28 protein-coding genes are annotated in these 25,757 nt (G+C 71.8%); 10 read left to right on the top strand and 18 right to left on the bottom strand.

Features of this window, described 5'->3' with window-relative positions:
* Window positions 1–209: 209 nt before the first annotated feature.
* Complete coding sequence (locus ABZS42_RS19630; RefSeq protein ID WP_355147182.1) at window positions 210–821, top strand: DUF4870 domain-containing protein; 612 nt, start codon at window positions 210–212, stop codon at window positions 819–821.
* 162 nt (window positions 822–983) lie between these two features.
* On the opposite strand, the gene hemW is transcribed toward ABZS42_RS19630, so the two are convergent.
* Entirely contained in the window at window positions 984–2,207 is a 1,224-nt protein-coding gene (gene hemW / locus ABZS42_RS19625) for a radical SAM family heme chaperone HemW (RefSeq protein ID WP_355147251.1), read from the bottom strand.
* Window positions 2,208–2,226: 19 nt separating this feature from the next.
* Between hemW and ABZS42_RS19620 the strand changes: the two genes are divergently transcribed.
* Complete coding sequence (locus ABZS42_RS19620) at window positions 2,227–3,012, top strand: enoyl-CoA hydratase family protein (protein WP_355147180.1); 786 nt, start codon at window positions 2,227–2,229, stop codon at window positions 3,010–3,012.
* 22 nt (window positions 3,013–3,034) lie between these two features.
* Here ABZS42_RS19620 and ABZS42_RS19615 read toward each other — a convergent pair whose 3' ends face one another.
* Window positions 3,035–3,202 carry a hypothetical protein gene (locus tag ABZS42_RS19615; protein WP_355147178.1) on the bottom strand — a complete coding sequence of 56 codons (168 nt, stop codon included), beginning with the start codon at window positions 3,200–3,202 and terminating at the stop codon, window positions 3,035–3,037.
* Window positions 3,203–3,454: 252 nt separating this feature from the next.
* Between ABZS42_RS19615 and ABZS42_RS19610 the strand changes: the two genes are divergently transcribed.
* Window positions 3,455–4,318, top strand: coding sequence for a hypothetical protein (locus ABZS42_RS19610; RefSeq protein WP_355147176.1), 864 nt, complete (start codon window positions 3,455–3,457; stop codon window positions 4,316–4,318).
* Between the two features lie 177 nt (window positions 4,319–4,495).
* Window positions 4,496–5,440 carry a phytanoyl-CoA dioxygenase family protein gene (locus ABZS42_RS19605; protein ID WP_355147174.1) on the top strand — a complete coding sequence of 315 codons (945 nt, stop codon included), beginning with the start codon at window positions 4,496–4,498 and terminating at the stop codon, window positions 5,438–5,440.
* Window positions 5,441–5,514: 74 nt separating this feature from the next.
* On the opposite strand, the gene ABZS42_RS19600 is transcribed toward ABZS42_RS19605, so the two are convergent.
* Complete coding sequence (locus ABZS42_RS19600) at window positions 5,515–6,153, bottom strand: MOSC domain-containing protein (RefSeq protein ID WP_355147172.1); 639 nt, start codon at window positions 6,151–6,153, stop codon at window positions 5,515–5,517.
* 121 nt (window positions 6,154–6,274) lie between these two features.
* Here ABZS42_RS19600 and ABZS42_RS19595 point away from each other — a divergent pair, with 121 nt between their 5' ends.
* Both ABZS42_RS19595 and ABZS42_RS19590 read left to right on the top strand, forming a co-directional pair.
* Entirely contained in the window at window positions 6,275–6,754 is a 480-nt protein-coding gene (locus tag ABZS42_RS19595) for a hypothetical protein (protein ID WP_355147170.1), read from the top strand.
* Complete coding sequence (locus ABZS42_RS19590) at window positions 6,751–7,065, top strand: transcriptional regulator (protein ID WP_355147168.1); 315 nt, start codon at window positions 6,751–6,753, stop codon at window positions 7,063–7,065. The genes ABZS42_RS19595 and ABZS42_RS19590 overlap by 4 nt, the downstream gene beginning before the upstream one ends.
* Before the next feature lie 21 nt (window positions 7,066–7,086).
* Here ABZS42_RS19590 and ABZS42_RS19585 read toward each other — a convergent pair whose 3' ends face one another.
* The 7 genes from ABZS42_RS19585 to ABZS42_RS19555 form a co-directional block, all read right to left on the bottom strand.
* Entirely contained in the window at window positions 7,087–7,917 is an 831-nt protein-coding gene (locus ABZS42_RS19585) for a carbohydrate ABC transporter permease (RefSeq protein WP_355147166.1), read from the bottom strand.
* Window positions 7,914–8,900 carry a sugar ABC transporter permease gene (locus ABZS42_RS19580; RefSeq protein WP_355147164.1) on the bottom strand — a complete coding sequence of 329 codons (987 nt, stop codon included), beginning with the start codon at window positions 8,898–8,900 and terminating at the stop codon, window positions 7,914–7,916. Before ABZS42_RS19580 ends, ABZS42_RS19585 begins: the two co-directional genes overlap by 4 nt.
* A complete protein-coding gene (locus ABZS42_RS19575; RefSeq protein WP_355147162.1) occupies window positions 8,897–10,183 on the bottom strand; it encodes a sugar ABC transporter substrate-binding protein in 1,287 nt (428 codons plus the stop codon). The genes ABZS42_RS19580 and ABZS42_RS19575 overlap by 4 nt, the downstream gene beginning before the upstream one ends.
* A 215-nt stretch (window positions 10,184–10,398) precedes the next feature.
* Window positions 10,399–10,617 (bottom strand): hypothetical protein, encoded by a 219-nt coding sequence (locus ABZS42_RS19570; RefSeq protein ID WP_355147160.1) that lies wholly within the window; start codon window positions 10,615–10,617, stop codon window positions 10,399–10,401.
* On the bottom strand, window positions 10,614–10,898 hold the full coding sequence (locus tag ABZS42_RS19565) for a GlsB/YeaQ/YmgE family stress response membrane protein (RefSeq protein WP_355147158.1): 285 nt from the start codon (window positions 10,896–10,898) through the stop codon (window positions 10,614–10,616). Before ABZS42_RS19565 ends, ABZS42_RS19570 begins: the two co-directional genes overlap by 4 nt.
* Window positions 10,899–11,190: 292 nt before the next feature.
* On the bottom strand, window positions 11,191–13,068 hold the full coding sequence (lepA, locus tag ABZS42_RS19560; protein WP_355147156.1) for a translation elongation factor 4: 1,878 nt from the start codon (window positions 13,066–13,068) through the stop codon (window positions 11,191–11,193).
* A gap of 88 nt (window positions 13,069–13,156) precedes the next feature.
* Complete coding sequence (locus ABZS42_RS19555) at window positions 13,157–13,690, bottom strand: DUF4240 domain-containing protein (RefSeq protein ID WP_355147154.1); 534 nt, start codon at window positions 13,688–13,690, stop codon at window positions 13,157–13,159.
* Between the two features lie 147 nt (window positions 13,691–13,837).
* Here ABZS42_RS19555 and ABZS42_RS19550 point away from each other — a divergent pair, with 147 nt between their 5' ends.
* Window positions 13,838–14,815, top strand: coding sequence for a phosphotransferase (locus ABZS42_RS19550; protein WP_355147152.1), 978 nt, complete (start codon window positions 13,838–13,840; stop codon window positions 14,813–14,815).
* Between the two features lie 183 nt (window positions 14,816–14,998).
* On the top strand, window positions 14,999–15,265 hold the full coding sequence (rpsT, locus tag ABZS42_RS19545) for a 30S ribosomal protein S20 (RefSeq protein ID WP_076473291.1): 267 nt from the start codon (window positions 14,999–15,001) through the stop codon (window positions 15,263–15,265).
* A 156-nt stretch (window positions 15,266–15,421) separates the two neighbouring features.
* Here the strand turns inward: rpsT and ABZS42_RS19540 are convergent, their stop codons facing one another.
* From ABZS42_RS19540 to nadD, 8 genes are all read right to left on the bottom strand, one after another.
* Complete coding sequence (locus tag ABZS42_RS19540) at window positions 15,422–15,886, bottom strand: hypothetical protein (protein ID WP_355147150.1); 465 nt, start codon at window positions 15,884–15,886, stop codon at window positions 15,422–15,424.
* The gene (gene holA / locus ABZS42_RS19535; RefSeq protein ID WP_355147148.1) at window positions 15,883–16,854 is read right to left on the bottom strand and encodes a DNA polymerase III subunit delta; all 972 of its coding nucleotides are present in this window, start codon (window positions 16,852–16,854) and stop codon (window positions 15,883–15,885) included. The genes ABZS42_RS19540 and holA overlap by 4 nt, the downstream gene beginning before the upstream one ends.
* A gap of 189 nt (window positions 16,855–17,043) precedes the next feature.
* Window positions 17,044–19,443 (bottom strand): ComEC/Rec2 family competence protein, encoded by a 2,400-nt coding sequence (locus tag ABZS42_RS19530; RefSeq protein WP_355147146.1) that lies wholly within the window; start codon window positions 19,441–19,443, stop codon window positions 17,044–17,046.
* A complete protein-coding gene (locus ABZS42_RS19525) occupies window positions 19,440–20,411 on the bottom strand; it encodes a helix-hairpin-helix domain-containing protein (protein ID WP_355147144.1) in 972 nt (323 codons plus the stop codon). The genes ABZS42_RS19530 and ABZS42_RS19525 overlap by 4 nt, the downstream gene beginning before the upstream one ends.
* A gap of 236 nt (window positions 20,412–20,647) precedes the next feature.
* Window positions 20,648–21,529, bottom strand: coding sequence for a DegV family protein (locus tag ABZS42_RS19520; protein ID WP_355147142.1), 882 nt, complete (start codon window positions 21,527–21,529; stop codon window positions 20,648–20,650).
* Between the two features lie 136 nt (window positions 21,530–21,665).
* On the bottom strand, window positions 21,666–22,295 hold the full coding sequence (locus ABZS42_RS19515) for a histidine phosphatase family protein (protein WP_355147140.1): 630 nt from the start codon (window positions 22,293–22,295) through the stop codon (window positions 21,666–21,668).
* Complete coding sequence (rsfS, locus tag ABZS42_RS19510) at window positions 22,292–22,699, bottom strand: ribosome silencing factor (protein ID WP_076473283.1); 408 nt, start codon at window positions 22,697–22,699, stop codon at window positions 22,292–22,294. The genes ABZS42_RS19515 and rsfS overlap by 4 nt, the downstream gene beginning before the upstream one ends.
* A 106-nt stretch (window positions 22,700–22,805) precedes the next feature.
* Window positions 22,806–23,405: a nicotinate-nucleotide adenylyltransferase gene (nadD, locus tag ABZS42_RS19505; protein ID WP_355147138.1), complete on the bottom strand. Its 600-nt coding sequence runs from the start codon at window positions 23,403–23,405 to the stop codon at window positions 22,806–22,808.
* A gap of 225 nt (window positions 23,406–23,630) precedes the next feature.
* Between nadD and ABZS42_RS19500 the strand changes: the two genes are divergently transcribed.
* On the top strand, window positions 23,631–24,278 hold the full coding sequence (locus ABZS42_RS19500; protein WP_355147136.1) for a PadR family transcriptional regulator: 648 nt from the start codon (window positions 23,631–23,633) through the stop codon (window positions 24,276–24,278).
* Between the two features lie 261 nt (window positions 24,279–24,539).
* Window positions 24,540–25,745: an NAD(P)/FAD-dependent oxidoreductase gene (locus tag ABZS42_RS19495; RefSeq protein WP_355147134.1), complete on the top strand. Its 1,206-nt coding sequence runs from the start codon at window positions 24,540–24,542 to the stop codon at window positions 25,743–25,745.
* The last annotated feature ends 12 nt before the right edge of the window (window positions 25,746–25,757 follow it).

Genomic DNA, 25,757 nt, shown 5'->3' with positions numbered 1-25,757 from the left:
CGCCACACACGGCGTTCCTGGCACTCGACTGTAGCGAGTGCCAGTCTACGTCGGCAGGCCCGCCAACGCGATGATCAAGGACGGACCACGGGTGCGGGTCCTGCCCGCGTCAGGGCCGCGGCTGTCCGGCGACGCTCGACGGATCGATCGAGGTGGCCCCTCCGCGCCGCTCTGGCGCGTCGTTGTCGGCGACCCCTACCGTGACGTTCATGACTGAACCACCTCGCCCTCCCGGCGCGGGCGACCCGGGCGACCGCCCGGACCCGACCCCGCCGCCGGCAACTCCCGGCCCGTCCGCTGAGAACGAGCCCACCGCACCACTGTCCGGGGCACCCGGGCCGGGTGGCTATCCCCCGCCCGGTGGCTATCCCCCGCCCGGCGGCTACCCGCCTCCGCCCGGCGGCGTCCCGCCAGGCGGCTATCCACCGCCGGGCGCCGGCTATCCGACCGGGGGCAGCTACGGCCCGCCGGCCGGCTACGCCGGCAACGAGGACAAGACCTGGGCGCTGGTCGCCCACTTCGGCGGGGCGGTCGGCGCGCTGATCAGCTTCGGGCCGCTCGGCTTCGTCGCCCCGCTGATCGCCTACCTGGTGCGCGGGCAGCAGTCCCCGGCCGCGCGGGCGCACGCGCTCGCGGCGCTCAACTTCCAGCTCCTCTGGTCCGGCATCGCCTTCGTGCTGCTGTTCATCAGCTGGTGCCTGTTCTTCCTGCCCAGCGTGGCCGTCGTGGTGATCCAGATCGTGTTCGGCGTGATCGCCGGCATGCGGGCCAACGAGGGCAACAGTTACCGCTATCCGATGTCCGCGAGCTTCATCAAGTGACCCCTGGCCGACCGCTCCCCCGGTCGGCCCGGGCACCGACAGCGCACCGGCGGACGCGCCACGCCCCGTTCCGGTTCGGGCACCGCCCGCGCCACGTCCGGCCCGGCCGTGGTGCGGCCCGGCAGGTGTACGGCCGCGGCCGGAATGCGACCCGGCCGTCGACTAGGCCAGCAGGTCCCGTACGACAGCGTCGGCGAGTAGCCGGCCGCGCAGGGTGAGCACCGCGCGGCCGGCCGCGTACTCGTCCGGGGCCAGCAGGCCGGCGGCGTGCGCCCGCTCAGCGCCGGCCCGCCCCGTGTCGTCCAGCACGTCGAGCGGCAGCCCGCTGGCGAGGCGCAGCCGTAGCATCACGTCCTCCATGTGCGCCTCGTCGGCGGTGAGCACCTCGCGGGCCAGGCCGGGCGACCGTCCCTCCGCGAGGCGCTGCGCGTACGTCGACGGGTGCTTGACGTTCCACCAGCGCACCCCGCCCACGTGGCTGTGCGCGCCCGGCCCGAGCCCCCACCAGTCCCCGCCGGACCAGTAGAGCAGGTTGTGGCGGCAGCGGGCGGCGGGCGTACGGGCCCAGTTGGAGACCTCGTACCAGGAGAAACCTGCCGCGCCGAGCGCCTCCTGCGCGGCCAGGTAGCGGTCGGCGGCCACGTCGTCGTCGGGGTACGGCAACTCGCCGCGGCGCATCCGGGCGGCGAGCCGGGTCCCGTCCTCCACGATCAGGGCGTACGCGCTGACGTGGTCGGCACCGGCGGCGACCACCTCGTCCAGCGAGCGGGCGAAGTCCTCGGCCCGCTCCCCCGGCGTGCCGTAGATCAGGTCGAGGTTCACGTGGTCGAACCCGGCGTCGCGCGCCTCGGCGGCGGCGGCGCTGGCCCGGCCCGCGCTGTGCTTGCGGTCGAGGATCGCCAGCACCCCGGGCGAGGCGGACTGCATGCCCAGCGAGATCCGGGTGTAGCCGGCCGCCCGCAGCGCCTTGAGCGACTCGGGCGTGACCGACTCCGGGTTGGCCTCGGTGGTCACCTCGGCGTCGGCAGCGAGCCCCCAGGCGCGGTCGACGGCGTCCAGGATCCGGGCCAGGTCGTCGGCGGGCAGCAGGGTGGGGGTGCCCCCGCCCACGAAGACGGTGTCGACCCGCGGGGGCGGGTTGTCGCCGAGCACCCGGGCAGCGAGCCGGAGCTCGGCCAGGACGGTGTCGGCGTACCCCTCGCGGGTGGCGCCCCCACCGAGTTCGGCGGCGGTGTACGTGTTGAAGTCGCAGTAGCCGCAGCGGCTCGCGCAGAACGGCACGTGGACGTACACGCCGAATCCGCGCGCGCCGACCTCGCGGGTCGCGCTGGCGGGCAGCGAACCGTCGGCCGGTACGGGTTCGCCATCTGGAAGGACGCCGGGCATGGCCACTAGTGTGCCCGGCATGACCTCTCCCGACGCGCTCGTGCGGGTCGCCACGGCCCGTGGGGTGACCACCCTCACCCTCGACAGCCCGCACAACCGCAACGCGCTCTCCACCCCGCTGATGACGCAACTGCTCGCCGGTCTGGCCGACGCGGTCGCCGACGACGCGGTCCGGGTCGTCGTGCTCGACCACACCGGGCCGATCTTCTGCTCGGGCGCCGACCTGAAGGAGACCGCCGCCGCGTACGCCAGCGGGACGGTGCCGGCCGGGATGCTCGGCGACGTGCTGGCGGCGGTCTGGGAGTGCCCGAAGCCGGTGCTCGCCCGAGTGGCGGGGCCGGCCCGCGCCGGTGGCCTCGGGCTGATCGCGGCCGCCGACCTGGCGGTCTGCGCCGAGGAGGCCACCTTCGCGTTCACCGAGGTGCGGCTCGGGGTGATCCCCGCGGTGATCTCGGCGACGGTGCTGCCCCGGCTGCACCCGCGCGCGGCTGCCGAGCTCTACCTGACCGGGGACACCTTCGACGGCCGGCGGGCCGCCGAGATCGGGCTGGTGACCGCCGCGGTGCCGGCCGACGGGCTGGACGCCGCGGTGCAGCGGTACTGCGCCTCGCTGGTGCGAGGCGCGCCGGGAGCCCTGGCCGGGGCGAAGCAGCTGCTGCGCCGCCCCGCGGCCGCCGACCTGCCGGCCGAGATCGCCGACCTGGCCGCGCTGTCGACCGGCTACTTCCTCTCCGACGAGGGGCGGGAGGGCGTGTCGGCCTTCCGGGAGAAGCGGCCGGCACGGTGGGTGCCGGCGGAGAGCTGACCGGGCAGCCGACGGGCACCGCTCAACGGGCCGCGAGGCCCTTGACGGCAGCCTGGAACACCCGCTCCCGCTGGGCCTCGTCCCGGTAGATGCCGAGGCTGACGCCCAGTCCCTCCACGAGCACGCGCTTGGTGTTCGCCAACTGGACCAGGCGCCGCAGCCAGCAGTGCTTCTCCACGGTGACGCCCATGACAGACCGGCCAGGGCCACGTACCGTGCTCTGCCAGAGTGCGGGCGGATCTCGCAACGGGCGCCGCCTGCCGGCCCGTAACGCCTGTCGTCAACGGAACGACACCGGACGAGGGGGCGAAGCGGGCAGGTGAGACCGCAGCCGGGGCGGGAACATCCGGTCCGGGCGGGCCGGGCCGGGTCGACCTGAACCGGTCAGACAGCCCGGCCGGGCCTACGCCGGACGTACGCTTGTCGGACTGCCGAACAGGGGGTGTGGGTGCGAACTCGGACCGTGGTGGCGGGTGGCGTGGTCCTCGCCCTGCTCGCCGTGGTGGTTGTCGTGGTGCTCGTCCGACAGCTCGGGAGTGAGTTGCGCCTTCCCCTGGCCGGCCGAACCTGCACGGTGCAGGCCGACGGCCGGGTGGTGCTCGACGCCGACCAGATGGCCAACGCGGCGACCATCGCGGCGATCGGCGCGCAGCAGGGCATGCCGGAGCGGGGCGTGGTGGTGGCGCTGGCGACCGCCTACCAGGAGTCCGGCCTGCACAACCTCCCGGATGGCGACCGGGACTCGATCGGCCTTTTCCAGCAGCGCCCCAGCCAGGGTTGGGGCGACCCCACACAGCTCAGTGACCCGCGGTACGCGGCCAAACGGTTCTACGCGGCACTGAAGAAGGTCCGCGGCTGGGAGCGGATGCGGGTCACCGACGCCGCCCAGCGAGTGCAGCGTTCGGCGTTCCCCGAGGCCTACCAGAAGTGGGCCGACGAGTCGGCGGTGCTGACCCGGGCCCTGCTCGGCGACGCGACGCGGGCCGTGGCCTGCACGGTCGGGCGGACGCCGGTGATGCGTGGCGCCGCTGCGGCGGCCGCGCTGACCCGCAACCTGGAGCTGGACTGGGGCGTCGTCGGCAGAGCCGCCCCGGCGGAGTTGACCGGGCTCAGCCTGGCGACGGCCGACCAACGTGACGGCTGGCGGTACGCGCACTGGCTCGTCTCGCACGCCCAGGACCACGGGGTGAAGCGGGTACGTTTCGGAGACCTGGAGTGGACCGCCCGCGACGGGAAGTGGATCGAGGTGGCCGGGAGTCCGCAGGCCGGCGCCCGGGTCGTGGCGGAGGTCTTCGCCGACGATTGATCGAATGGTTTTTTGCACCTTCGGTCACCGCACAATCCGGCCAACTACTCAAACTGTCGCCTATGGCTCGGCTTTCGTCACGCCAGGTGACCACGTCATCGCGCATCGCCCAACTCCGGAGAATCCGGGCCTTCCGCCCCCCCAGTTCACGGCTTACCGCGCTACGATCGGCGCCCTGTGCCAAGAAAATCTTTCGCCTCTCTGGAGGGGTACGACGTGGCGTTCGACTACGACGGCCGGACCGGTTACGAACCGATCAGTGACGTAGACCGCAAGGAGTTCCACGAGCAGGGCTTCCTCCTGCTGCGCAATGTCCTGACGGAGGACCACCGGGCAGCGCTCGAAGAGGCGGTCGACCGCGTCTACGCCGAGGAGAAGGCCAAGGGCAACACCAAGAAGGACGGCACCCTGCACCTTCTCGGCTTCCTCGAGCGCGACGAGCTCTTCGGCGAACTGCTCACCCACCCGATCGCCTTCCCCTACATGTGGGGCCTGGCCGGGTGGAACATCTACACCCACCACAACCACCTGGACGTGACCCCGCCGGCGCTGGAGCCGGAGAAGCCGTACTGGGGCTGGCACCAGGACGGGTACCGGCAGAACTCCGACCCGGAGACCATGGACCCGAACCTGCCCCGGCCGATGTTCTCGCTGAAGGTCGCCTACGTGCTCTCCGACCTCTCGGAGACCGGGCGCGGCGCCACGAAGGTCATCCCGGGCAGCCACCTGTGGAACTCGCTGGACCGGCCCAAGGACCTCAGCGTGCACAACCCCGACCCGGAGGGCACGGTGGAGATCACCGCCAACCCGGGCGACGCGTTCATCTTCGACCGCCGCCAGTGGCACTCCCGGTCGACGAACCTGTCGAACATCACCCGCAAGATGCTCTTCGTGGGCTACACCTACCGATGGATCCGCCCGCTGGACGAGCTGCACCCCGACGTCAACGGCGAGTGGTACCGCAACCGCACCCCCGTTCAGCGCCAGCTGATCGGTGAGGGCACCCACACCGCCAACTACTGGGGCATCAACTGGGACGGGTACGTCGACGACGAGATCCCGCTGCGCAAGGAGCTGAAGGAGCGCGGTCTGCTCGACCGCAGCGTCCCCTGGCTGCGCTGACCTGCTAGCGAAGGGCCCCCCGCCGTCGCCTCGCGTACGGCCGGGGGCCCTTCGTCACATCTCCCGCCGGACGCTCACCGCACGGCGAGCCGGCGACGCACGTTCTCCCGGATCGACTCCGGCAGGTCCGGCGCGTCCAGCAGCCGGGGCAGCAACTCCGGCTCCAGGCTGGTGGCCCGGAAGACCTCACCGATGGTCACCCCGTGCGTGGGCCGCTCCACCACCTCGACCGGGTCACCCGGGCCCACCTCCCCCTCGCGCAGCACCCGCAGGTAGGCGCCGGGCAGCGCGCGGACCGTGAACCGCTTGATCAGATCCGGTACGCCCCAGAAGCCGGCGAAGGTGGTACACGGCGTGCGCGGCTTGGTCACCTGGAGCAGGGCGGATCCGATCTGCCACTGCTCGCCGATCACCGCCCCCGTCACGTCCACCGCGTACGTGGTGAGGTTCTCGCCGAAGCCGCCGGGTCGGATGTCACGCCCCAACTCGCCCGCCCACCAGGCGGCGTCCTCCTCGGCGTACGCGTAGACCGCCTGGTCCGCGCCGCCGTGGTGGGCTCGCTCGCCGATGAAGTCGCCGGCCACACCGTCGACGCGGAACAGCACCGGGCCGTCCACCGGCCGTTTGTCGATGCCGCTGCGACCGCTCGGGTCGCCCGCCCACTCGGCCTCGGTGACCACACCGAGGTTCACCGACGCGACTCTGCCCGTCATGGCAGTCAGCCTAGTGGACCAGACGCCGAGTTCTCTATCGAGGAAAGTGCTTGCCTGTAGGGAAAGACAGGATATGCTTTCCCTGCAGGCAAGCACTTTCCTCGACCTCAAGGAGGACATCGTGTCCGAGCCGGCCATCTCCCCCGCCGCGGCCACCGACGCGCTAGCCGAGATCCGCGCGCGGCGCGAACAGGCGGTCACTGCAACGCTCGTCCCCGCCTGGTACTGGCCAACGCTGGGTGGCCTGATCGTGGCCTTCACGGCCGCCGTCGAGACGGACCGGCCTTGGGTCGTCGCCGTCGGATCCGTCGGGTACGCCCTCGGCCTCGGTGCCCTGGTCGCCTGGGTCGTGCGGCGGCACCGGGCGCAGGTGCGCACCGCCCTGCTGGGCGTACGCGGGGTGGCCGCCATCATGGTCTACGTGCTCTGCCTGATCGCCCTCGGTCTGGTCACCGGATTCGCTGCGGAGTCGGCGGGGCTGGATTGGCCGGCGACGCTCGGCGCGGCCGTCACGGCGGGCGCGATGACGGCGACCGGACGGCCGCTGATGGCGTACCTTCGCCGCCTGATGTCCGCCCGGCCGATCGGTGGCCGGCGGTGAGCGCACCCCGGTTCGACGAGCTGATCCACGCGCCCACCCGACTCTCCCTGGTCAGCCTGCTCGCCGCCACCGACTGGGCCGAGTTCCGCTACCTCCGGGACCATCTCGGGCTCTCGGACTCGGCGCTGTCCAAGCAGATCAGCACCCTGGAACAGGCCGACTATGTCGAGGTGCGCAAGAGCTTCGTGGGCAAGCGGCCGCGCACCTCGGTCAAGCTGAGCCGACGCGGACGTGCCGCGTTCGACGGACATGTGGCGGCGTTGCAGCAGATCGTGGCGCAGGCCGGCACCAGCGTGCTGCCGGGCACCTGAGGCGCCCGGCCACGAACGGGCTCAGCCCTTCACGGCTCCGGCGACCAACCCGGAGACCATCCGCCGCTGCACCAGCAGGAAGAAGATGATCACCGGCAGGGTGAACAGAGTGGACGCCGCCATCAACGGTCCCCAGGCGGTGTCGTCACGCCCGAAGAAGAACGTCATGGCCACGGGCAGCGTGTACCGGTTCTGGTCGTTGATGAAGGTGAGCGCGAAGATCAGCTCGTTCCAGGCGGTGATGAAGGAGAAGATGCTCGTCGCCACCAGGCCGGGAGCCACCAGCGGGAAGAGGATCCGCCGGAACGTCTGGGCCCGGCTCGCCCCGTCGATCGCCGCCGCCTCCTCCAACTCCTTCGGCACCGCGGCGACGAAGCCGCGCAGCATCCAGACGGCGAACGGCAGCGAGAAGCCCAGATAGGTGAGGATCAAGCTGGGCAGCGTGTTGTAGAGCCCGAGCCGCTGGATCATCAGGAAGAGCGGGATGACCAGGGCCTCCAACGGGATCATCTGCACCACGAGCAGCATGATCAGGAAGCTGGTCCGCAGCCGGAACCGGAACCGGGCCACGGCGGTCGCCGCCAGCAGCGCGACCAGGCCGCTGAGCACCACAGTGGAGACCGCGACCAGGGCGCTGTTGAGAAAGAAGTCCGCGAAGGTCACCCCGGGGATCAGGTTCCCGGTCAGGATCTCCCGGTAGTGCTCCAGCGTCGGGTGCGTCGGCACCGGCCGTGGGGTGGCGGAGAAGATCTCCCGGCTGGGCTTCAGCGACGTGGCGATCATCCAGTACACCGGGAAGGCCGCGAAGAGCGCCACCAGCAGTCCGGCGCAGTTGAGCGCGACCTTCTTCACGACTCGTCCTCCTGCTTGAGCACCATCCGTACGTAGAAGCCGGTCACCACGAGCAGGATCACGGTGAGGATCACCGCGATGGCCGCGCCGAGGCCGTACTTCGGCGGCGGCGAGAACGCCTCCGCGTACGAGTAGATGGAGAGCATGAACGTCGGTCGGTCCTGGGTGCCGCCGGCCAGCACGAACTGCTGGGTGAAGACCTTGAAGTCCCAGATCGTGGAGAGCACGATCAGGATCCCGAAGACCGGGCGCAGCAGCGGGAAGGTGATCCGCCAGAAGACCCGCCAGGCGCTCGCGCCGTCGACCCGGGCCGCCTCGTGCAGCTCGCTCGGCACGCTCTTGAGCCCGGCCAGGACGCTCACCGCGATGAACGGGAACGAGTGCCAGACCACCACCAGGGTCAGGATCGAGAAGAAGAGCAGTGGCGAGTTGAACCAGCCGTAACCTGTCCAGTCGCTGTGCCCGAAGAGCGCCTGCGACAGCCCGTCCGGCAACGCGTTGAACAGCCAGGTGACCAGGCCACTGGTGTCGTCGAAGATCCACTTCCAGACGATCGTGCCGGTCAGCGCCGGGGTCGCCCAGGCGAGCATCACGCAACTGGCCACGAAGGTGGCCATCTTCCGGCCGAGGCGGTTGAGCAGCAGGCCGACCAGGGTGCCCAGGATCATGGTGAGCGCCACGTTCGCCACCGCGAAGAGCACGGTGTTGCGCAGCACCGTGAGGAAGAACGGGTCACCCAGGATCTGGGTGTAGTTCTCCAGCCCGATCCACGGCCACTCCCGGTCCCCGCGCAGCTGCCGGACGTTGTTCAACCGGTAGAAGGACATGGTCACCACCTGGCCGAGCGGCCAGAGCAGCAGTACGCCGATGATGACCAGGCAGGGCAGGAGCAGCAGATACGGCAGGCGGTCGACCGGGCGACGCCGCCGCGCGGGGGTCTCCCGCGCGGCGGACGCCTCCGGCGCGTCGGTCAGCGTGGTCACTTGGAGTTGAGGATGCTTTCCATCTCCGCGGCCGCGTCGGCGGTAGCCTTCTCGACCGTCTTCTGACCCTTCATGACCGAGCTGTTCATCGCCTGCGTCACTGTCTTGGTGCGGCTGACCTCCACCCACTTCGGGGTGAGCGGCGTGATCTTGGTGTTCTGCATCGTGGTCGCGAACGCCGCCATGATCTTGTCATTGGCGTAACTGCCGCCGGCCACGAGGTCCTGGTAGACCGGGAAGAAGCCCAGGCTGTCGGCGAACGCCTGACCGTTCTTCTTGTTCAGCAGCACGGTCATGTAGTCCCAGGCGAGGTCCTGGCGCTCGCTGTCCTTCCAGATCGCGATGTCCGAGCCGCCCGCGAAACCGGGCGCCGCCTTGCCGTCCGGTCCGGGGATCGGGAACGTGCCCCACACCTTTTCGATGTCCGGGTTGTCCTTCTTGATGGCGCCCTGCTGCCAGCTGCCGGCGAACGCCATGGCGGCCTTGCCGGTGGCGAACTGGGTCCGGGCGTCGATCTCGTTCCAACCGGCGGCGGCCGGCGGCGCGACCTTGTGCACGGTCACCAGGTCGGTCCAGAACTTGACCGCCTTCTGCGCCTCAGGCGAGGTGTAGCCCGACTTCCAGGTGCCTCCCTGGTCGGTGGCGATCTCGCCGCCCGCCGCCCAGAGGAAGGAGTAGAACGGCAGCTCGGAGTTGCCGGGCAGCGCGATGCCGTAGGTGTTCGGTTTCTTGGCCTGCACCGCCTTGGCCACGGTCACCAGCTCGTCCCAGGTGGTCGGCGGCTTCACGCCGGCTTCGGCGAACCAGTCGGTGCGGTAGTAGATGGCCCGCACGCCGGCGTACCACGGCACGCCGTACTGCTTGCCGTCGAGCTGGGCGTTCTTCACGAGATCCGGCAGGATGTCCTTGCCCTCGGCCCAGCCGCTCATCCGGCCACTCAGATCGGCGAGGGCCTCCTGCGCCGCCCAGCCCTGGGTCTCGGTGTTACCCAGCTCGGTGACGTCCGGTCCCTCACCGCCGGCCAGGGCGGCCTGGAACTTCTTCGGCGCCTCCAGCCACGGGATGTACTGCACCACGACGTCGGTGTCCGGATGCTTCTGCCGGAACTCGGCCTCGACGCCGTCGAGGAACTTGGCCTGGGCCTCGCCGCCCTCGCCCATCATCCAGACGGTCAACTTGCTGGTGTCGGCCGCCTCGTCGTCAGAGCCGCCACAGCCGGTCAGCACCATCGCGGCCGAAGCCACCAAGGCGGTGACCGGGGCCAGCCGCTTCCACCTGTTCACGCCACATCTCCCCTCGCGCCGCCTGGCACTAACCTTTACCGCCGCACCTTAGTAGGAAAAAATCCTTTACGACAGTGGGCGATCGAGGGAAGGCGACGCGACCGTATCGCAGGTCGAGGGGCGTAGGGCAGGCGTCGCAACAGACGAATCCGGCCGTACGCAGACGAACGGGTACCCCGACCCACCGACCGGCCCCCCGTCCGTCGATTCTCGAGTCACCGATGGATGGCGTTGCGGCGCCGGCCCACGCCGGCCACCAGAGCCACCGCGACCGCCGCCAGCACGACCCGCATCAGCGACTCGCCCCACACCCTCGCCCCGCGGCAACGGCCACTCCGACCGGCGACGCGCGCGTACGCCGACGGGCGCCCGACCCGTTCGGTCGGACGCCCGTCGCAGTACGGTCGCCGGTCGCACGCCGGCGCGATCGTCACCGGGTGACGCTGCGGCGCCGGCCCACGCCGGCCACCAGAGCCACCGCGACCGCCGCCAGCACGACCTGCACCAGCAGTTCGCCCCAGTCCACCCCCGAGGTCTCCGTGGCGATCCCCAGCGCCCGCGCCAGCACCGTGCCGAGCAACGCGGCACCCACACCGATCAGCATGTGCAGCCACATCGGCATGTCCTGCCGGCCCGGGACGATCAGACGGCCCAGCGCCCCGACGATCAGACCAACGATGAGCGCAGTGATGATGCCCCAAACGGTCAGCTCCATGGCCGCCCTCCTTCAAGAATGAGTCACACGATGTGTACTTCCTGTGGTGGCCGCTAAGTTCCCGAGCCATCGAAAGGCCAAACCGGAGCGAGCACAAAACGTCCGCATGAATCAATGTGAAAGGTGAAGCAGCGCACCGTCCACCCAGGTCGGAGCCGGTAGGGCGAGCTCGGCGACCGGCCGTGGCCGAAGAAAATTTCCTACCCCCGGCGCACGGGAACGCCGACGGCCGACACCCACGGCGTGATGTGCCGTACGGGTGCCGGCCGTCGTACCAGCCGGTCGGTGTGCGCTATTTCTTTCCGGTGGGCTTCCCCTCGGAGGCATCGGAGGAGAGCGCCGCGATGAAGGCCTCCTGCGGGACCTCCACCCGGCCCACCATCTTCATCCGCTTCTTGCCTTCCTTCTGCTTCTCCAGCAGCTTGCGCTTACGGCTGATGTCACCGCCATAACACTTGGCGAGCACGTCCTTGCGAATCGCCCGGATGGTCTCGCGGGCGATGACGCGACTGCCGATCGCCGCCTGAATCGGCACCTCGAACTGCTGCCGAGGGATCAGGTTACGCAGCTTCGCGGCGATCGATAGGCCGTAGTTGTACGCCTTGTCCTTGTGCACGATGGCGCTGAACGCGTCCACCGGCTCGCCGTGCAGGAGGATGTCGACCTTCACCAGGTCGGACGCCTGCTCGCCCGACGGCTCGTAGTCGAGCGACGCGTAGCCCTTGGTCCGGCTCTTCAACTGGTCGAAGAAATCGTAGATGATCTCGGCGAGCGGTAGCGTGTAGCGCAGCTCCACCCGGTCGGCGGAGAGGTAGTCCATGCCCAGCAGAGTGCCCCGCCGGCCCTGGCAGAGCTCTATCACCGCGCCGACGTAGTCGTTCGGCGTCAGCACGGTGGCCCGCACGATCGGCTCGTACACCTCGGCGATCTTGCCGGTCGGGTACTCGCTCGGGTTGGTCACCACGATCTCCTGGCCGTCCTCGGTGATGGCCCGGTAGACCACGTTCGGCGCGGTGGAGATCAGGTCGAGGTTGTACTCCCGCTCCAGCCGCTCCCGAATGATCTCCAGGTGCAGCAGACCGAGGAACCCACAGCGGAACCCGAACCCGAGCGCACCCGAGGTCTCCGGCTCGTAGTCCAGCGCGGCGTCGTTGAGCTTGAGCTTGTCGAGGGCGTCGCGCAGGTTGGGATAGTCGGACCCGTCGATCGGATAGAGGCCGGAGTAGACCATCGGCTTCGGGTCCTTGTAGCCGCCGAGCGCATCCGTCGCCGGCCGGCTGTTGATGGTGACCGTGTCGCCGACCCGGGACTGGCGCACGTCCTTCACGCCGGTGATCAGGTAGCCCACCTCGCCGACACCGAGAGCGTCGGCCTTCACCATCTCCGGCGAGATGACGCCGATCTCCAGCAGTTCGTGCACCGCCGCGGTGGACATCATCTTGATCCGGTCGCGGGCGCTGATCCGACCGTCGATCACCCGGACGTAGGTGACCACGCCCCGGTAGACGTCGTACACCGAGTCGAAGATCATCGCCCGGGCGGGCGCGTCGGCGTCGCCGACCGGCGGCTGGAACTGCCGGACGATCTCGTCGAGCAGGTGCGGCACGCCCTCGCCGGTCTTGCCGGAGACCTTGATGCAGTCGGCCGGGTCGCCGCCGATCAGGTGGGCCAGCTCCTCGGCGTACTTCTCGGGCTGGGCCGCCGGCAGGTCGATCTTGTTGAGCACCGGGATGATGTGCAGGTCGTTCTCGAGCGCGAGGTAGAGGTTCGCCAGGGTCTGCGCCTCGATGCCCTGCGCCGCGTCGACCAGCAGGATCGCGCCCTCGCAGGCGGCCAGCGACCGGGACACCTCGTAGGTGAAGTCGACGTGCCCCGGGGTGTCGATCATGTTGAGCACGCCCTGCTCGCCGGTCCGGTCGCCCTCGCGGATCGTCCAGGGCATCCGGACGGCCTGGCTCTTGATCGTGATGCCACGCTCGCGCTCGATATCCATCCGGTCGAGATACTGGGCGCGCATCTGCCGCGGGTCGACCACGCCGGTGAGCTGCAACATCCGGTCGGCCAGGGTCGACTTGCCATGGTCGATGTGGGCGATGATGCAGAAGTTCCTGATGCGCGCCGGGTCGGTGGCACCAGGAGCGTTCGCGCCGGAATCGAGCGTCGGAGGCACAGCTGTCCGTTCTGGTCGGCTGACGTGATCAGGCCGGCACGGAGCCGGCCCCCTTATATGCTCCCACGCCGTCTCGGGCGCGGTCGGATCACTCCTCGGGCGGCTCGACGAAGAGCGCGGCGAGACGCGGCAAACTCTGCCGTGCCGACTCCTCGTCGTCGAAGTCCCAGAAGTCGAGATCCGGCGCGGGTGCCGGGTCGGGCTCGGCCGGCAGGTCGGTCGCGGTCGCCTTCCGGTACGCCTCCCAAGGCACCGCGAGCATGTCCTCCGACTCGAACTCCTCGCCGCTGAGCGCGGCGGACCGGATCTGCGGCAGTTCGGCCAGCGAGTCCGGGTCCGCGACCGCTCGGGCGAAGACCTCCCGCCCCTGGGTCATCAGCCAGCCGCGGAAGTACTCGAAGCCGTCGTCGGAGGCACCCCCGTTGATCAGGTACGCGGCCCCCCAAAGATCCACCGTACGGGACGCGACGAGCACCCGCCGCTGGTGGCGCGCGTAGCCGACGATGTCCGCCGGGTCGTGCTCGGCCAGCAGCGCCGTCGCCCGCGCGGCCACCGCCGGGGCCTCTCCCCCGCCGCCGGCCCGGGCCCGATCGATCAACTGCCAGAACTCGTCGGTCCTCATGAGCTGGCAGTCTCTCAGACGACCGGACGGGACAACGGAAGGATCTCGCGGGGCAGGCGCTCGATGCCGGCTTCGGGCGCACCGGTGCCGCGAATCGCCGGCCTGCCGAGGCTGCACGGCGCCACCGGGGTACGACAGCATGGGGGGATGCCGGTCACGCCACCGCCGTACGACGCCACAGCCGTACGGCCGGGCTGGAGTGATCTGCCACCCGACCTGCGGTCGGCGATCACCGCGCGGCTGGGCGCCCCGGTCACCGCCGCCCGGATCGCGGGGGCGGGCTTCACCCGGGGCTTCGCCGCCCTGCTGAACACCGACGACGGCTCGTCGGTGTTCGTCAAGGCCGCGGCGCGGACCGACCAACCGCGGCTGGTCGACTGGTACGTCCGCGAGGCCGCCGTCCTCGCCCGGCTCCCGGCCGGACTGCCGGTCCCGCGGCTGCGCTGGACCCTCACCGCAGCCGACTGGTACGCGATCGGTCTGGACGCCGTGCACGGCCGTACGCCCGACCTGCCCTGGGCGCCGGCCGCGCTCGCGGCCACGCTGGCCGGGTACGCCGAGGTCGCGTCCGCGCTGGTTCACCCGCCGGCCGAACTGGTCGGCCTGGGCTTGCCCCACCTCGCCGACCTGGCCCGGGACGACATCCTCTGGTGGGGCGAGGTCGCCGCCGGGCGTGAACCGGCGCCGCCGTTGCCCGCGCCGGCGCGGAACCGGTTGCCCGAACTGGTCGCGCTGGAGTCCCGCCTCCCCGGCTACGCCGCGGCCGGCACCGGACTCGTCCACGGCGACCTACGCCTGGACAACGTGCTGATCGACGGCCACGACCGGGCCTGGCTCTGCGACTGGACCTGGCTCTGCCACGGGCCGGCCTGGTTCGACCTGGTGACCCTGCTGATCACCGGGTACGCCAGCGGGCTGGACGCGGATGGTCTCTTCGCCGGGCATCCGGCCGCGGCCGACGCTCCCCCGGACGCGCTGGACGTGACGCTGGCCGCGCTGGCCGGGTACTTTCTCACCACCGCCGCGGCCGCCCCGCCCACCGCCTCGCCGCAGATCCGCCGGCACCATCGATGGAGCGGCGAGCAGGCGCTGGCCTGGCTCGCGACCCGGCAGGGCTGGAGCTGAAGGATCGGCGGCTCGCGCACGATCCGGGCCGGGACACGTTCGGGGCGCGATCGGCGGCCGGGTGGGTCGGGCCGTTTTGGCTCGTCGCGGCCGACCTGGTAGCCTGGCTTTTCGCGTGGTGATGACGCATGCTCGCCGCGCGCAGAAGCTGACCAACCCGAGCTATCAAGACGAGGCTGTCGCGTGGCGAACATCAAGTCCCAGATCAAGCGCAACCGGCAGAACGAGAAGCGCCGGCTGCGTAACAAGTCGGTCAAGTCGTCGCTGAAGACCGCAGTCCGCAAGTTCCACGAGGCCGCCGAGTCCGGCGACGTCGAGCAGGCCACCGCCCTCATGCGGGACGCCTCGCGCAAGCTCGACAAGGCGGTCAGCAAGGGCGTGATCCACGCCAACCAGGCCGCGAACCGGAAGTCCGCGATCGCCAAGCGCGTCGCGTCGTTCTCCGCCTGACCCACGCGGCGTCAGATCTCGCCGGAAGCCCCGGGCATCGCTCGGGGCTTCCGGCTGTCTACGTTCTGTGTCCCGGCGGCACGCCGGTCGCGGTGTGCCAGGGTGCTGGGGTGCTGGGGTGCTGGGTTTCCGCGATTTCAGGTGAGGTCGAGCCGATCAGAGACCGGCGCCCGGACCGATGTCGCGACGGGCGGGCCCGGCCTCGTGCAGGTCCGGACGGGCGGCTGGGCCGAGCGGTTCCGCCGAGACCACGATGCCGGGGACGCTGTGTGCGACCCACTCCACCCGGGCCCGCCCGACCACCGGTTCCATCTGCCGGCGGAACCGGTCGCGTTCCTGCTCCGGCACGAGCGCCGCGGAGCGGACCACGACCGCGGCCACCATGTCGTTGAGCTTGACCATGACCGCCACGGCGGCCGGCAGGATCAGCACCGCCCACCAGCTGACCAGCTCGGCGAGGGCGAGCAGCACCGCCAGCGCCACCACTCCCTCGAAGAAGAGGAAGCAGAGCACCCCTCCGGGATTGACGAACCGCAGCCCCAGCACGCGCGCGTAGAGCGGTCGGTACTGCTCCTCGTCGGCTGGAAGAGTGGCCCACGCCGTGCGGGGCGGTCCGGTCACCGGGCGCCACCCTGCCGAGCCGCGCCCATCGAGAAGACGGCGCGTTCCAGGGCGTACGCGCGATCGTCGGAGCCGCCCTTGACGGCCGCGTTGCACTCGGCGGCGGCCTGCATCGCCTGCGCCAGCCCCTCCGGCGTCCAGCCTCGACCCTGCCGCTGCGCCCGCTCGATCTTCCATGCCGGCATGCCGAGCGTGCTCGCCAGCTGGTACGGGCTACCCCGTCCGGCGGACGCGACCCGGGCCACGGTGCGGACGCCGTCGGCGAGCGCGTCGGCGATCGGCACCGGGTCGACCCCGACGTGCAACGCCCAACGCAGCGCCTCCAGGGCGGCCGGCACGTCGCCGATCATCGCGGCGTCCGCGACCGTGAAGCCGCTCACCTCCACCCGGCCCCGGTAGTACCGGGCCACCGTGTCCGCGCCGATCCGCCCGTCGGTGTCGGCGATCAGCTGGGAGCAGGCCGCAGCGAGTTCCCGCAGGTCGTTGCCGACCGCCGCGAGCAGCGCCTCGGCGGCGTCCTCGGTGCACTTGCCACCACCCCGGCGGATCTCGTCGCGGACGAAGGCGACCCGGTCCCGGTGTCCCTTCAGCTTCACCGCCGGCACCACCGTGGCGCCCGCCGCCTTCAGCCCGTCCGCGAACGCCTTCCCCTTGGCGCCGCCGAGGTGCAGGACGACCAGCTGCACGTCCGGATCGGGGTTCTTCGCGTACGCCAGCAGGGCGGCGACCAGGTCCTTGCGGGCATCCTGACCGGCGCGGAGCACCAGCAGCCGCCGGCCGCCGAACAGCGATGGGCTGAGCATCTCGGCGACCTCACCCGGGGTGAGCGCACCGGCCTGGTACTCGCGAACGTCCACGTCGGGGTCGACGCTGCGGGCTTTCGCGACGGCTTCGGTCACCGCGCGCGTGGCGAGCAGTTCCTCATCGCCGAGGACGAGCAGAATGGGGGCAAGGCTGGCGGGGGTCACGCGCCCATATTCGCACGGCCTGCTGCGGGATCGTGCCTGCTCACCGGCCGCTCAGGCGGCGGAGCCTGCACTCAGCGCAAATCCCGACATCTATCCCAATTCACCGTCAATTACAACAAGGTACCCGCAGATCCGTGCTGCCTGCCGCTCCGGAGCGGATGCGCGGGTGCCACCGGGCCGGCGGCCCGCTCACGGCTGCCTGCCGGCCGGCGTACCCCGGACCACCACCGCGAGGCCACCTTCGCCGTGAACGGCCGCCACGTCACCGTCCGTGTCGGTACGCAGCACCCGCACACCGTCGCGGGCCAGCCGGGCGAGCAGTTCCGGATGCGGATGGCCGTACGTGTTGCCCGTGCCCACCGGCACCAGCGCCACGGCTGGGCGGACCGCCTCGAAGAACTCCGGGTCCTGATAGGCCGAACCGTGGTGCGCCACCTTCAACACCTCGGCACGTAGCGCGCCCAGTGGCAGCCGATCCAGCAGCGCGCGCTGTTCCTCGGATTCGGCGTCGCCCGGGAGCAGGATCCGGACCCCCGCCACCGTCACGCGCAGGACGAGAGAGTTGTTGTTCGGGTCGGATCTGGTGCCGCGAAGCGGATAGGGCGGGCCGAGCACCACGAGTTCCGCGCCGCCCACCCTGTACGCCCCGCCGACGGACGCCGTCAACAGTCGGGCCTGCCCGGCGTCGGCCGCCGCCTCCACCAGGTCCTGCCCGCCCTCCGGCTCGCGCCGCGACGGAGTGAGTACGGCCGCCACCCGACGTCCGTTGAACACCCCGGCGACGCCGCCGACGTGGTCGGCGTGGTAGTGGCTGACGACGAAGAGCGGCACCTCGCGGATGCCCAGCCGGCGTAGGCAACCGTCCACCGCACCCGGTTCCGGCCCGGCGTCGACCACCACCGCCCGACCCGCTGCGACCGGCAGCACCACGGCGTCACCCTGCCCGACCGCGCACGCCACCACCACCCATCCCGGCGGAGGCCAGCCCCGGGCGACCAGCCGAACCGGCAGGGTGCCCAGCACCGCCGCGACGGTCACCACCGCCACCAGTCGGCGCACCACGGGCCGCCGGACGGCCACCAGCAGCGCCACGGTCAACGCCGCCAGCAGCAGGGCACCCCACACCCCGCCCGGCCAGGGCAGCGTGCCCGCCGGCAGCCGGGCACCGTACCTGGCGACCAGTACCAGCCACCACGCCGGCCAGCTCGCCAACCACGCGGCGAACTCGGCACCGGCCGGCCAGATCGGTGACACGGTCGCCGCCAGCACACCGAGCACAGTGGCCGGGGCTATGGCCGGCACCGCCAGCAGGTTCGCCGGCACGGCGGCCAGGCTGACCGTGCCGGAGATCCCGGCCACGACCGGCGTGCAGGCCAGCTGGGCGGCAGCGGGCACCGCGAGCGCCTCGGCCAGCCCCGACGGCACACCACGGCGACGCAGGCCGTCGCGCCAACGCGGGGCGAGCAGCAGCAGTCCACCCGTGGCCAGCACCGAGAGCGCGAAACCCGCGTCCCCGGCGAGGGCAGGGTCCAGGAGCACCAGCACGGTCACCGCGGCGGCCAGGGCCGGGAGGGCCGCTCGGGGCCGGCCGGCAGCCAGCGCGGCAAGCCCGATCGCGCCCATCGTCGCGGCGCGGACCACGCTCGGCGAGGGGCGGACCAGGATCACGAAGCCCACCAGGGCGACCCCGCAGAGACCGGCGGCGAGCCACGGGCCCGCCCGGCACCAGCGGGCGAGCAGCAGCACCGCACCGACCACGATCGCCACGTTGGAGCCGGACACCGCGTTGAGGTGGGTCATCCCGGTGGCCCGGAAGTCCTCCTCGACGGTGGGCAGCAGCCGGCTGGTGTCGCCCACCACCAGCCCGGGCAGCAATCCACCCTGCTCGTCGGGGAGCGGCGCGCATGCACGCTGAAGCCCGGCGCGGAGCGATCCGGCGGCGCGTTGAGCCCACGAAGGTGCGCCGCGCCGGACCGGTGGCCCGCTGGCGCTGAGCACGGCCGCCGTCAGGTCGCCGCCCCGCGGGACACCGAGTCGCCCCTGGGCGGTCAGCCGCTGCCCGGGCAGCAGTCCCTGCCAGGCCGGGTGCGCGGCCAGCACCAGGACCTGGACCGGCGCGCTGAGCCGCCGGCCGTCCGGCTCGGTGAGGGCGACCAGCTCCGTGGTGACCAGCAGGGTGGCGGGGCGGCCGGAATTGCCTCGGACCGGCCGGGAATCGTCGCGGACCACGAGTTCGGCGGTGACGCTCGCGCGCTGCTCCGCGAGGGAACGCAGTGCCTCGGCGTCGCGTACGACCAGCCGGGCGGCGCCGACCGTGCCACCGCAGACGATGCCGAGGCCCACCGCGACGGCGATCCAGCCGTGTCGCCGGGCGCGCCGACCGGGCCGCCCGAGCACGCCGACCAGGTGCAGCGCGCCGGCTGCGGAGAAGACGGCCGCCAGCACCGCGGCCAGCAGCACGGTCGCCGCACCGAGGTGCAGCCCGGCCAGCGCGGTGAGCCAGGCCGAGACCGCCAGCCCGGCCAGCCGCAGATCCGGCACGCCGCCGGCCACGATCGGGCTGTCGCTTGCGTCTGGTGTCGCCCTCACACCGTCACCAGTTCCTTGAGCTGCTCGTAGCGGGCGTCGCCGATGCCGTCGACCTGGCGGAGGTCGCCGACCGACTTGAAGCCACCGTGCTGCTCCCGGTGGGCGAGGATGCGTTGCGCGAGCACCGGGCCGACCCCGGGCAACGCGTCGAGGTCCGCCAGGGTCGCCGTGTTGAGGTTGACCGGAGCGCCGGCCGCCGGGGCGCCACCCGCGGTCGGCGCTCCGCCGGCGACGGGTTGCCCGGCGGCGGCGGGTGGCGGGGTCACCCCGACTACGATCAGCTCGCCGTCGGCCACCTTGCGGGCCGGGTTGAGCAGGGCCACGTCCACTCCCGGCAGCGCGCCACCGGCCGCCTCGACGGCGTCGGCGAGGCGAGCGCCGACCGGCAGCCGCACCAGCCCGGGGCGGCGGACCTTGCCGGCGACCGCGACCACCAGCTCGGCGCTCGGGCTCGCCACGGGATCGACGACGTCGTCGTCCGCCGGTACGGTGGCGCCGGCCACGGGCGCGACCGGCTCCGCCTGCGGCCGTGACCGCCAGGCCCAGAACCCGGCTGCCACCACCACCAGCACGGCGACGGCCGCCAGCGCGCGCACGCCGCGCCGCCCGGGGTCGAACGCTCCCGGGCCGGGCAGCCGGCGCGCGGCCGTCGGCTCCGATCCGCCCGGGACCGACGATTCGTCCGCGGCGACGCCAGCCGGCGAGGTGGGCCCGGATGCCAGTGGCAGGCCGTCAGCGACGGCCGGCCGCAACGGTCGATCGACGTTCGGACCGGTGAGTGGATCAGCTCCGTCGTCGGCCATCGGCTCGGCGGGCAACTCGCCGGGTACCAGCGCGGCGGACGGCCTGCCGGGCGCGGCTGTCGCAGGTAGCGCCGGCAGCGGGTCGACGGACACCGACCCGGGCGGCGGTTGCGCGGTCAGCCGCAGCAGGCGTCGGCGTACCACGGTCTCGTCGTCGTGTGACACGGCGTGACGCTACGGCCACGCTCCACCTGCGCGCGGCTCGCGGCTCGTCACCTGTGGACGGTCACCCGCTTGTGGACAACGCCCTGATCATGCCGACATCTGCTAATGCCTGTTTCATAAGACCGTGCCCGGCTGCGCCGGACCCAGGCGACGACCGGCGGCGTTGTCGGACCGCCGCCTGGGCCTCGGCTCGCTCGACCGAGCCGTTTGAAACAGGCCTTAGTTAGGCCCGGCGGTCAGGGCCGGTCGGCGTCATCGGTCAGGGCCGGGTGCGACCGGCGGTGCACGACGACGCCGGCCAGGCCCGGTCCCGCGTGCGCCGCGACGACGGCGCCGGCCTCCGACACGTACGTCTCGCGCACCTTATCGCCGAGCCGTTCGGTCAACGCGGCGAGCAACGCCGCCGCCCGCTCCACGGCGGCGAGATGATGCACGCCCAGATCGACCTCGGCATCTCCGGCCGCCTCGACGGCCAGGTCGACCAGGCGGGCCACGCCCCGGCTGGCCGTACGCACCTTGTCCCGCAGCACGATCGCCCCATCGGGCATGTGCATGATCGGCTTGACCGACAGCGCGGTCCCGAGCAGTGCCTCAGCCGCGTTGATCCGACCGCCGCGGCGGAGGAACTCCAGCGTGTCCACGTAGAAGTAGATGGTGGTCCGGGTCGCGGCGTCGACCGCGGCGCGACGTACCCCGTCGAGATCGGCGCCCTGCGCGGCGGCCGCGGCGGCCGCGAGCACCGGGAAGCCCAGTCCCATGCCGGTGGAGCGGCTGTCCACCACGGTGACCCGGTCGCCCAGGCCGTCGGCTGCGAGCCGGGCCGCCTCGACCGTGCCGGACAGCTCCGCCGACAGGTGCACCGACACCACGCCGTCCGCGCCGGAGTCGAGCAGGCGGCGGTACGTCTGCGCGAACTGCTCGGGGGCGGGGCGGGAGGTGCTCGCGGTCAGCCGGCGGGCGCCGAGGGCCCTGGTCGCGTCCGCCGGCGAGACCTCCACCCCTTCCAGCCCCTCCACGCCGTTGAGCACGACGGTCAGAGGCACGACGGTCAGCCGGTGGGCACGCACCAGCTCGGCCGGGAGGTAGGCGGTGGAGTCGGTGACGACCGCGACGGGCATGTCCGGCACGCTAGCCCATGCCGCGTCGTCACGACGAGGCCGCGCGTCACGAGGGCGCCGGCGGCCGCCCATCAGCGGGCGCGGTGCAGCCGACCCCGTCCGGGTACGTCGGGGCGGCCGGCGTGACGGCGTCGGTTCAGACGGCGTCGGCGACCACCGGAGCGACGACCAGGCCGACGTTGTGCGCCCGCAGGTGCCAGCCCCGTACGTCGTCGTGGCGCAGCTCCGTCCAGTGGCAGTTCTGCAACGAGCCCACCGTCCGCAGCACGGATGCGTCCCAGCCGAGCAGCTGCCCCACGCCCTGACGCGCGCCGCCGCCGTGCGTGGCGACCACGACGGTGCCGCCCGGAGCGGCGGCCGCAGCAGCGGTGAGGGCCGCCCCGACCCGCTTGCCGAGATCGTGCAGCGTCTCGATCTCGGCGCCCGGGTCCGGGTCACCGGCGCGCCAGCGGGTGTACTCGTCGGGAGAACGCTCGGCGACCTCGGTGAGGGTGAGGCCCTGCCAACGCCCGAAGTAGCGCTCCCGTAGCCGGGCGTCGCTGGTCACCGGCAGTCCGGTCACGGCGGCGAGCGCGGCAGCGGTGTCAGCGGCTCGGCTGAGGTCGCTCGCCACGATGGCGTCCGGGCGCAACGCGGCGAGCAGCGGCGCGGACGCGCGCGCCTGCTCCCGCCCGAGGTCGTTCAGGGGCACGTCGGTCTGACCCTGGACCCGATTGGCGGCGTTCCAGTCGGTGTTGCCGTGCCGCCAGACGATCAGACGGGTCATTCGGCCGCGGAGCCGGCGCCGGACTCGGCGTCGACCAGTGCCCGGTCGACGAACGGGATGGTCGGGCAGTCCTTCCACAACCGGTCGAGGGCGTAGAACTCACGCTCCTCGGTGTGCTGGACGTGCACCACGACATCGACGTAGTCGAGCAGCACCCACCGGCCGCCCCGCTCGCCCTCCCGCCGCACCGGCTTGGCCTTCTCAGGCAGCTCCAGCAGGCGTTCCTCGATGGCGTCGACGATGGCGAGCACCTGACGCTCGTTGGGGGCGGCGGCGAGCAGGAACGCGTCGGTGATGGCGAGCTGGTCACCCACGTCGATGATGACGATGTCCTGCGCCTTCTTGTCGGCGGCGGCCTGCGCCGCGGCGGTCGCCAGCTCGTACGCGCGTTCGGAAACTGTCACCGTTCTCCTTCGATCAACCGTGCGACCTCTCAAGCGTCTCACACGTCGCGTCGTCCGGGCTCGTCAGTTCTGGCCGTTAACCCCCTCAATCAGGGGCATACCGGGCTTATCGCCGCTGGTAGAGACCTCGCTTGGCGATGTACTGCACCACACCGTCCGGCACCAGGTACCAGACCGGCTCTCCCCGCGCGACGCGCGCGCGGCAGTCGGTCGAGGAGATGGCCATGGCCGGCACCTGCACGAGACTGACCGTGTCGGCGGGCAGGTGCTTGTCGGTGAGCTCGAAGCCCGGCCGGGTCACGCCGATGAAGTGCGCCAGTTCGAAGATCTCGTCCAGGTCCTTCCAGGACAGGATCTTCTCCAGCGCGTCCGCTCCGGTGATGAAGTAGAGCTGGACCTTGGGGCCGTACGCCGCCTGCAGGTCCCGGAGCGTGTCGACGGTGTACGTCGGGCCACCACGGTCGATGTCGACGCGGCTCACCTGGAAGCGCGGATTGGAGGCGGTGGCGATCACCGTCATCAGGTAGCGGTCCTCGGTCGGGCTGACCGGCGTGTCGGTCTTCTGCCACGGCTGACCGGTGGGCACGAAGACCACCTCGTCCAGCCCGAACCGGTCCGCCACCTCGCTCGCCGCGACCAGGTGCCCGTGGTGGATCGGGTCGAAGGTGCCACCCATGATCCCGATCCGCCGGATATCTTCCTCCACCCAGTGATCGTAGGCCGCAGGCCGGCGCGGACACCCGCGGTGGTGACGTGGTCCGCACCACGCGCCTGCCGGGCCGCCCGGGGGCACGACGGTCAACCGGCAGCGCTTCCACCTGGTTCGCTCCGCACCCGACGCTCCGCACCGGCAAAGACGTTGCGCTCGCCACACTCGCAGCCGTATATTCGTCGACAAGTAATCGTGAACGAAGGAATGAAGGGAGAGCCCGTGCCGAAGCAACGCCGAGTCGGCAACCTGCTCGCCCTTGCCGTGCTCTCCGCCCTCGCCCAGCGACCCATGCACCCGTACGAGATCGCCACCACCCTGCGCGCCTGGGGCAAGGAGCAGGACATGGACATCAAGTGGGGGTCGTTCTACACGGTCATCCGCAACATGGACCGGCACGGCCTGATCGAGGCCGTGGAGAGTGTGCGCACGGGCCGACGTCCCGAACGCACGGTCTACCGGATCACGGATGAGGGCCACGCGGAGATGCGCGACTGGGCACGGGAGCTGGTGTCCACCCCGGAGCCAGAGCATCACCGGTTCCGGGCCGGGCTCAGCGTGCTGGCCGTCCTGCCGCCCGACGAGGCGGTGGCGCTGCTACGTCAACGCCTCTCGAAGCTGGAGGAGACCGTCCGGGCCGGGCGTGACGCCCTCGCGGAGTACCAGCGGCAGCTCCCACGGCTGCTCCTGGTCGAGTCCGAGTACGAGCTGGCCATCCAGGAGGCCGAGGTCGCCTGGGTCCGCGACCTGCTCGCCGAATTCACCGCCGGCACCTATCCGGGGCTCGAGCAGTGGCGCACCTTCCACGAGACAGGTGAGCTGCCACCCGAGCTGGCTGGACCCACTGAAAGGGGCGACGCGACGCAGTGACACGGACGGCCCCGGCGCGGTGCGCCAACACCGCGCCGGGGCGCATACCTCGGCACCGCACCTGGGAAGGTGCTCGGCCCCGAAGCGGCAACCACGAGGATAGCCGGGCTTCCCTCCCAGGTAGGTGCGCCAAGGCGGACAGCGGCGACAGCGCCGGTGCCGCCACCCACGCCGACGACCGCACGTCGGCGCGACCACGCACGCACCGACACGACAGCGCGTCGGTGCCACGCACCCGCATCGACCACCAGGGAGAGGAATATGACGACAGTTAGAACGGCCATCGTCATCGGCGGCGGGATCGCCGGCCCGGTGACCGCGCTCGCACTGAACCGAGCGGGCATCACGGCGACCGTCCACGAGGCGTACCCGAGCATCGCCGACGGCATCGGCGGCACCCTGGCACTCGCCCCCAACGGCGTCGCCGCGCTGGGTGCCGTCAACGCCGACCGTGCCGTCACCGCGATCGCCACCCCCTTCCACCGCTCGGTGATGGCTTTCGGCCGGAAGACCGTCGAGCTGCCGGGCCTGACCGACGTACCGCCGCTGCGGATGGTCCACCGGGCCGAGCTCCATCGGACGCTGCACGACCACGCCACCGCCGAGGGCATCGTGATCGAACACGGCAAACGCCTGGTCGACGTACGGGAGAGCGGGGACGGTGTCACGGCGCTCTTCGCCGACGGCAGTAGCGCCACGGCCGACGTCCTCGTCGGCGCTGACGGCATCCGCTCCACGGTGCGTACGCTCATCGACCCGGCCGCGCCGGGTCCCCGCTGCACCGGCCTGCTCGGTTTCGAGGCGGTCGCCCGGCACGAGGTGTCCGCCGAACCGGACACCATGATGTTCGCCTTCGGTCGGCAGGCGTACTACCTCTACTGGCCGGAGCCGGGCGGCGGCACGCGATGGGGAGCGAACCTGCCGCAGGAGCGTCCGATGACGCTCACCGAGGCGCGAGCGTTGTCGCCGCAGGAGTGGCTGCGCAGGCTACGCGCCGCGTACGGCAACGACGACCCGGGCGGGCAACTCGTGGGTGCGACCGATCCCGAGTGCCTCCAGACCGTGGGCTCCCTGCTGATCATGCCGCCCGTGCCGCGCTGGCACCGGGGCCGGATGGTGCTGGTGGGTGACGCGGCGCACGCGCCGTCGAACAGTTCCGGCCAGGGCGCGTCGCTGGCGATCGAGAGCGCCGTGCAACTCGCCCGCTGCCTGCGGGATCTGCCCGACGTGCCGTCCGCCTTCGCCGCGTACGAACGGCTTCGGCGGCCCCGGGTCGAGCGGGTCGCCGCACGGGCGGCACGGATCAACCACACCAAGGCGCCCGGTCCGGTGGCCAGGGCGCTCATGCCGCTGCTCATGCCGCTGCTCATGCGGACCGCCATGAACCCGGAGCGGACGCTGGGCCCCGAGCAGCGCCACGTCATCGACTGGGACGCCCCGGTCACCACCGAGCCGGCGTTGCGCTGACGGCCTCAGGGG

The sequence above is a fragment of the Micromonospora sp. NPDC005367 genome, assembly GCF_040606825.1.
GTDB lineage: Bacteria > Actinomycetota > Actinomycetes > Mycobacteriales > Micromonosporaceae > Micromonospora.
The sequence above is the reverse complement of the archived record's forward strand: the minus strand, read 5'-3'. Positions and strand labels throughout refer to the sequence as shown.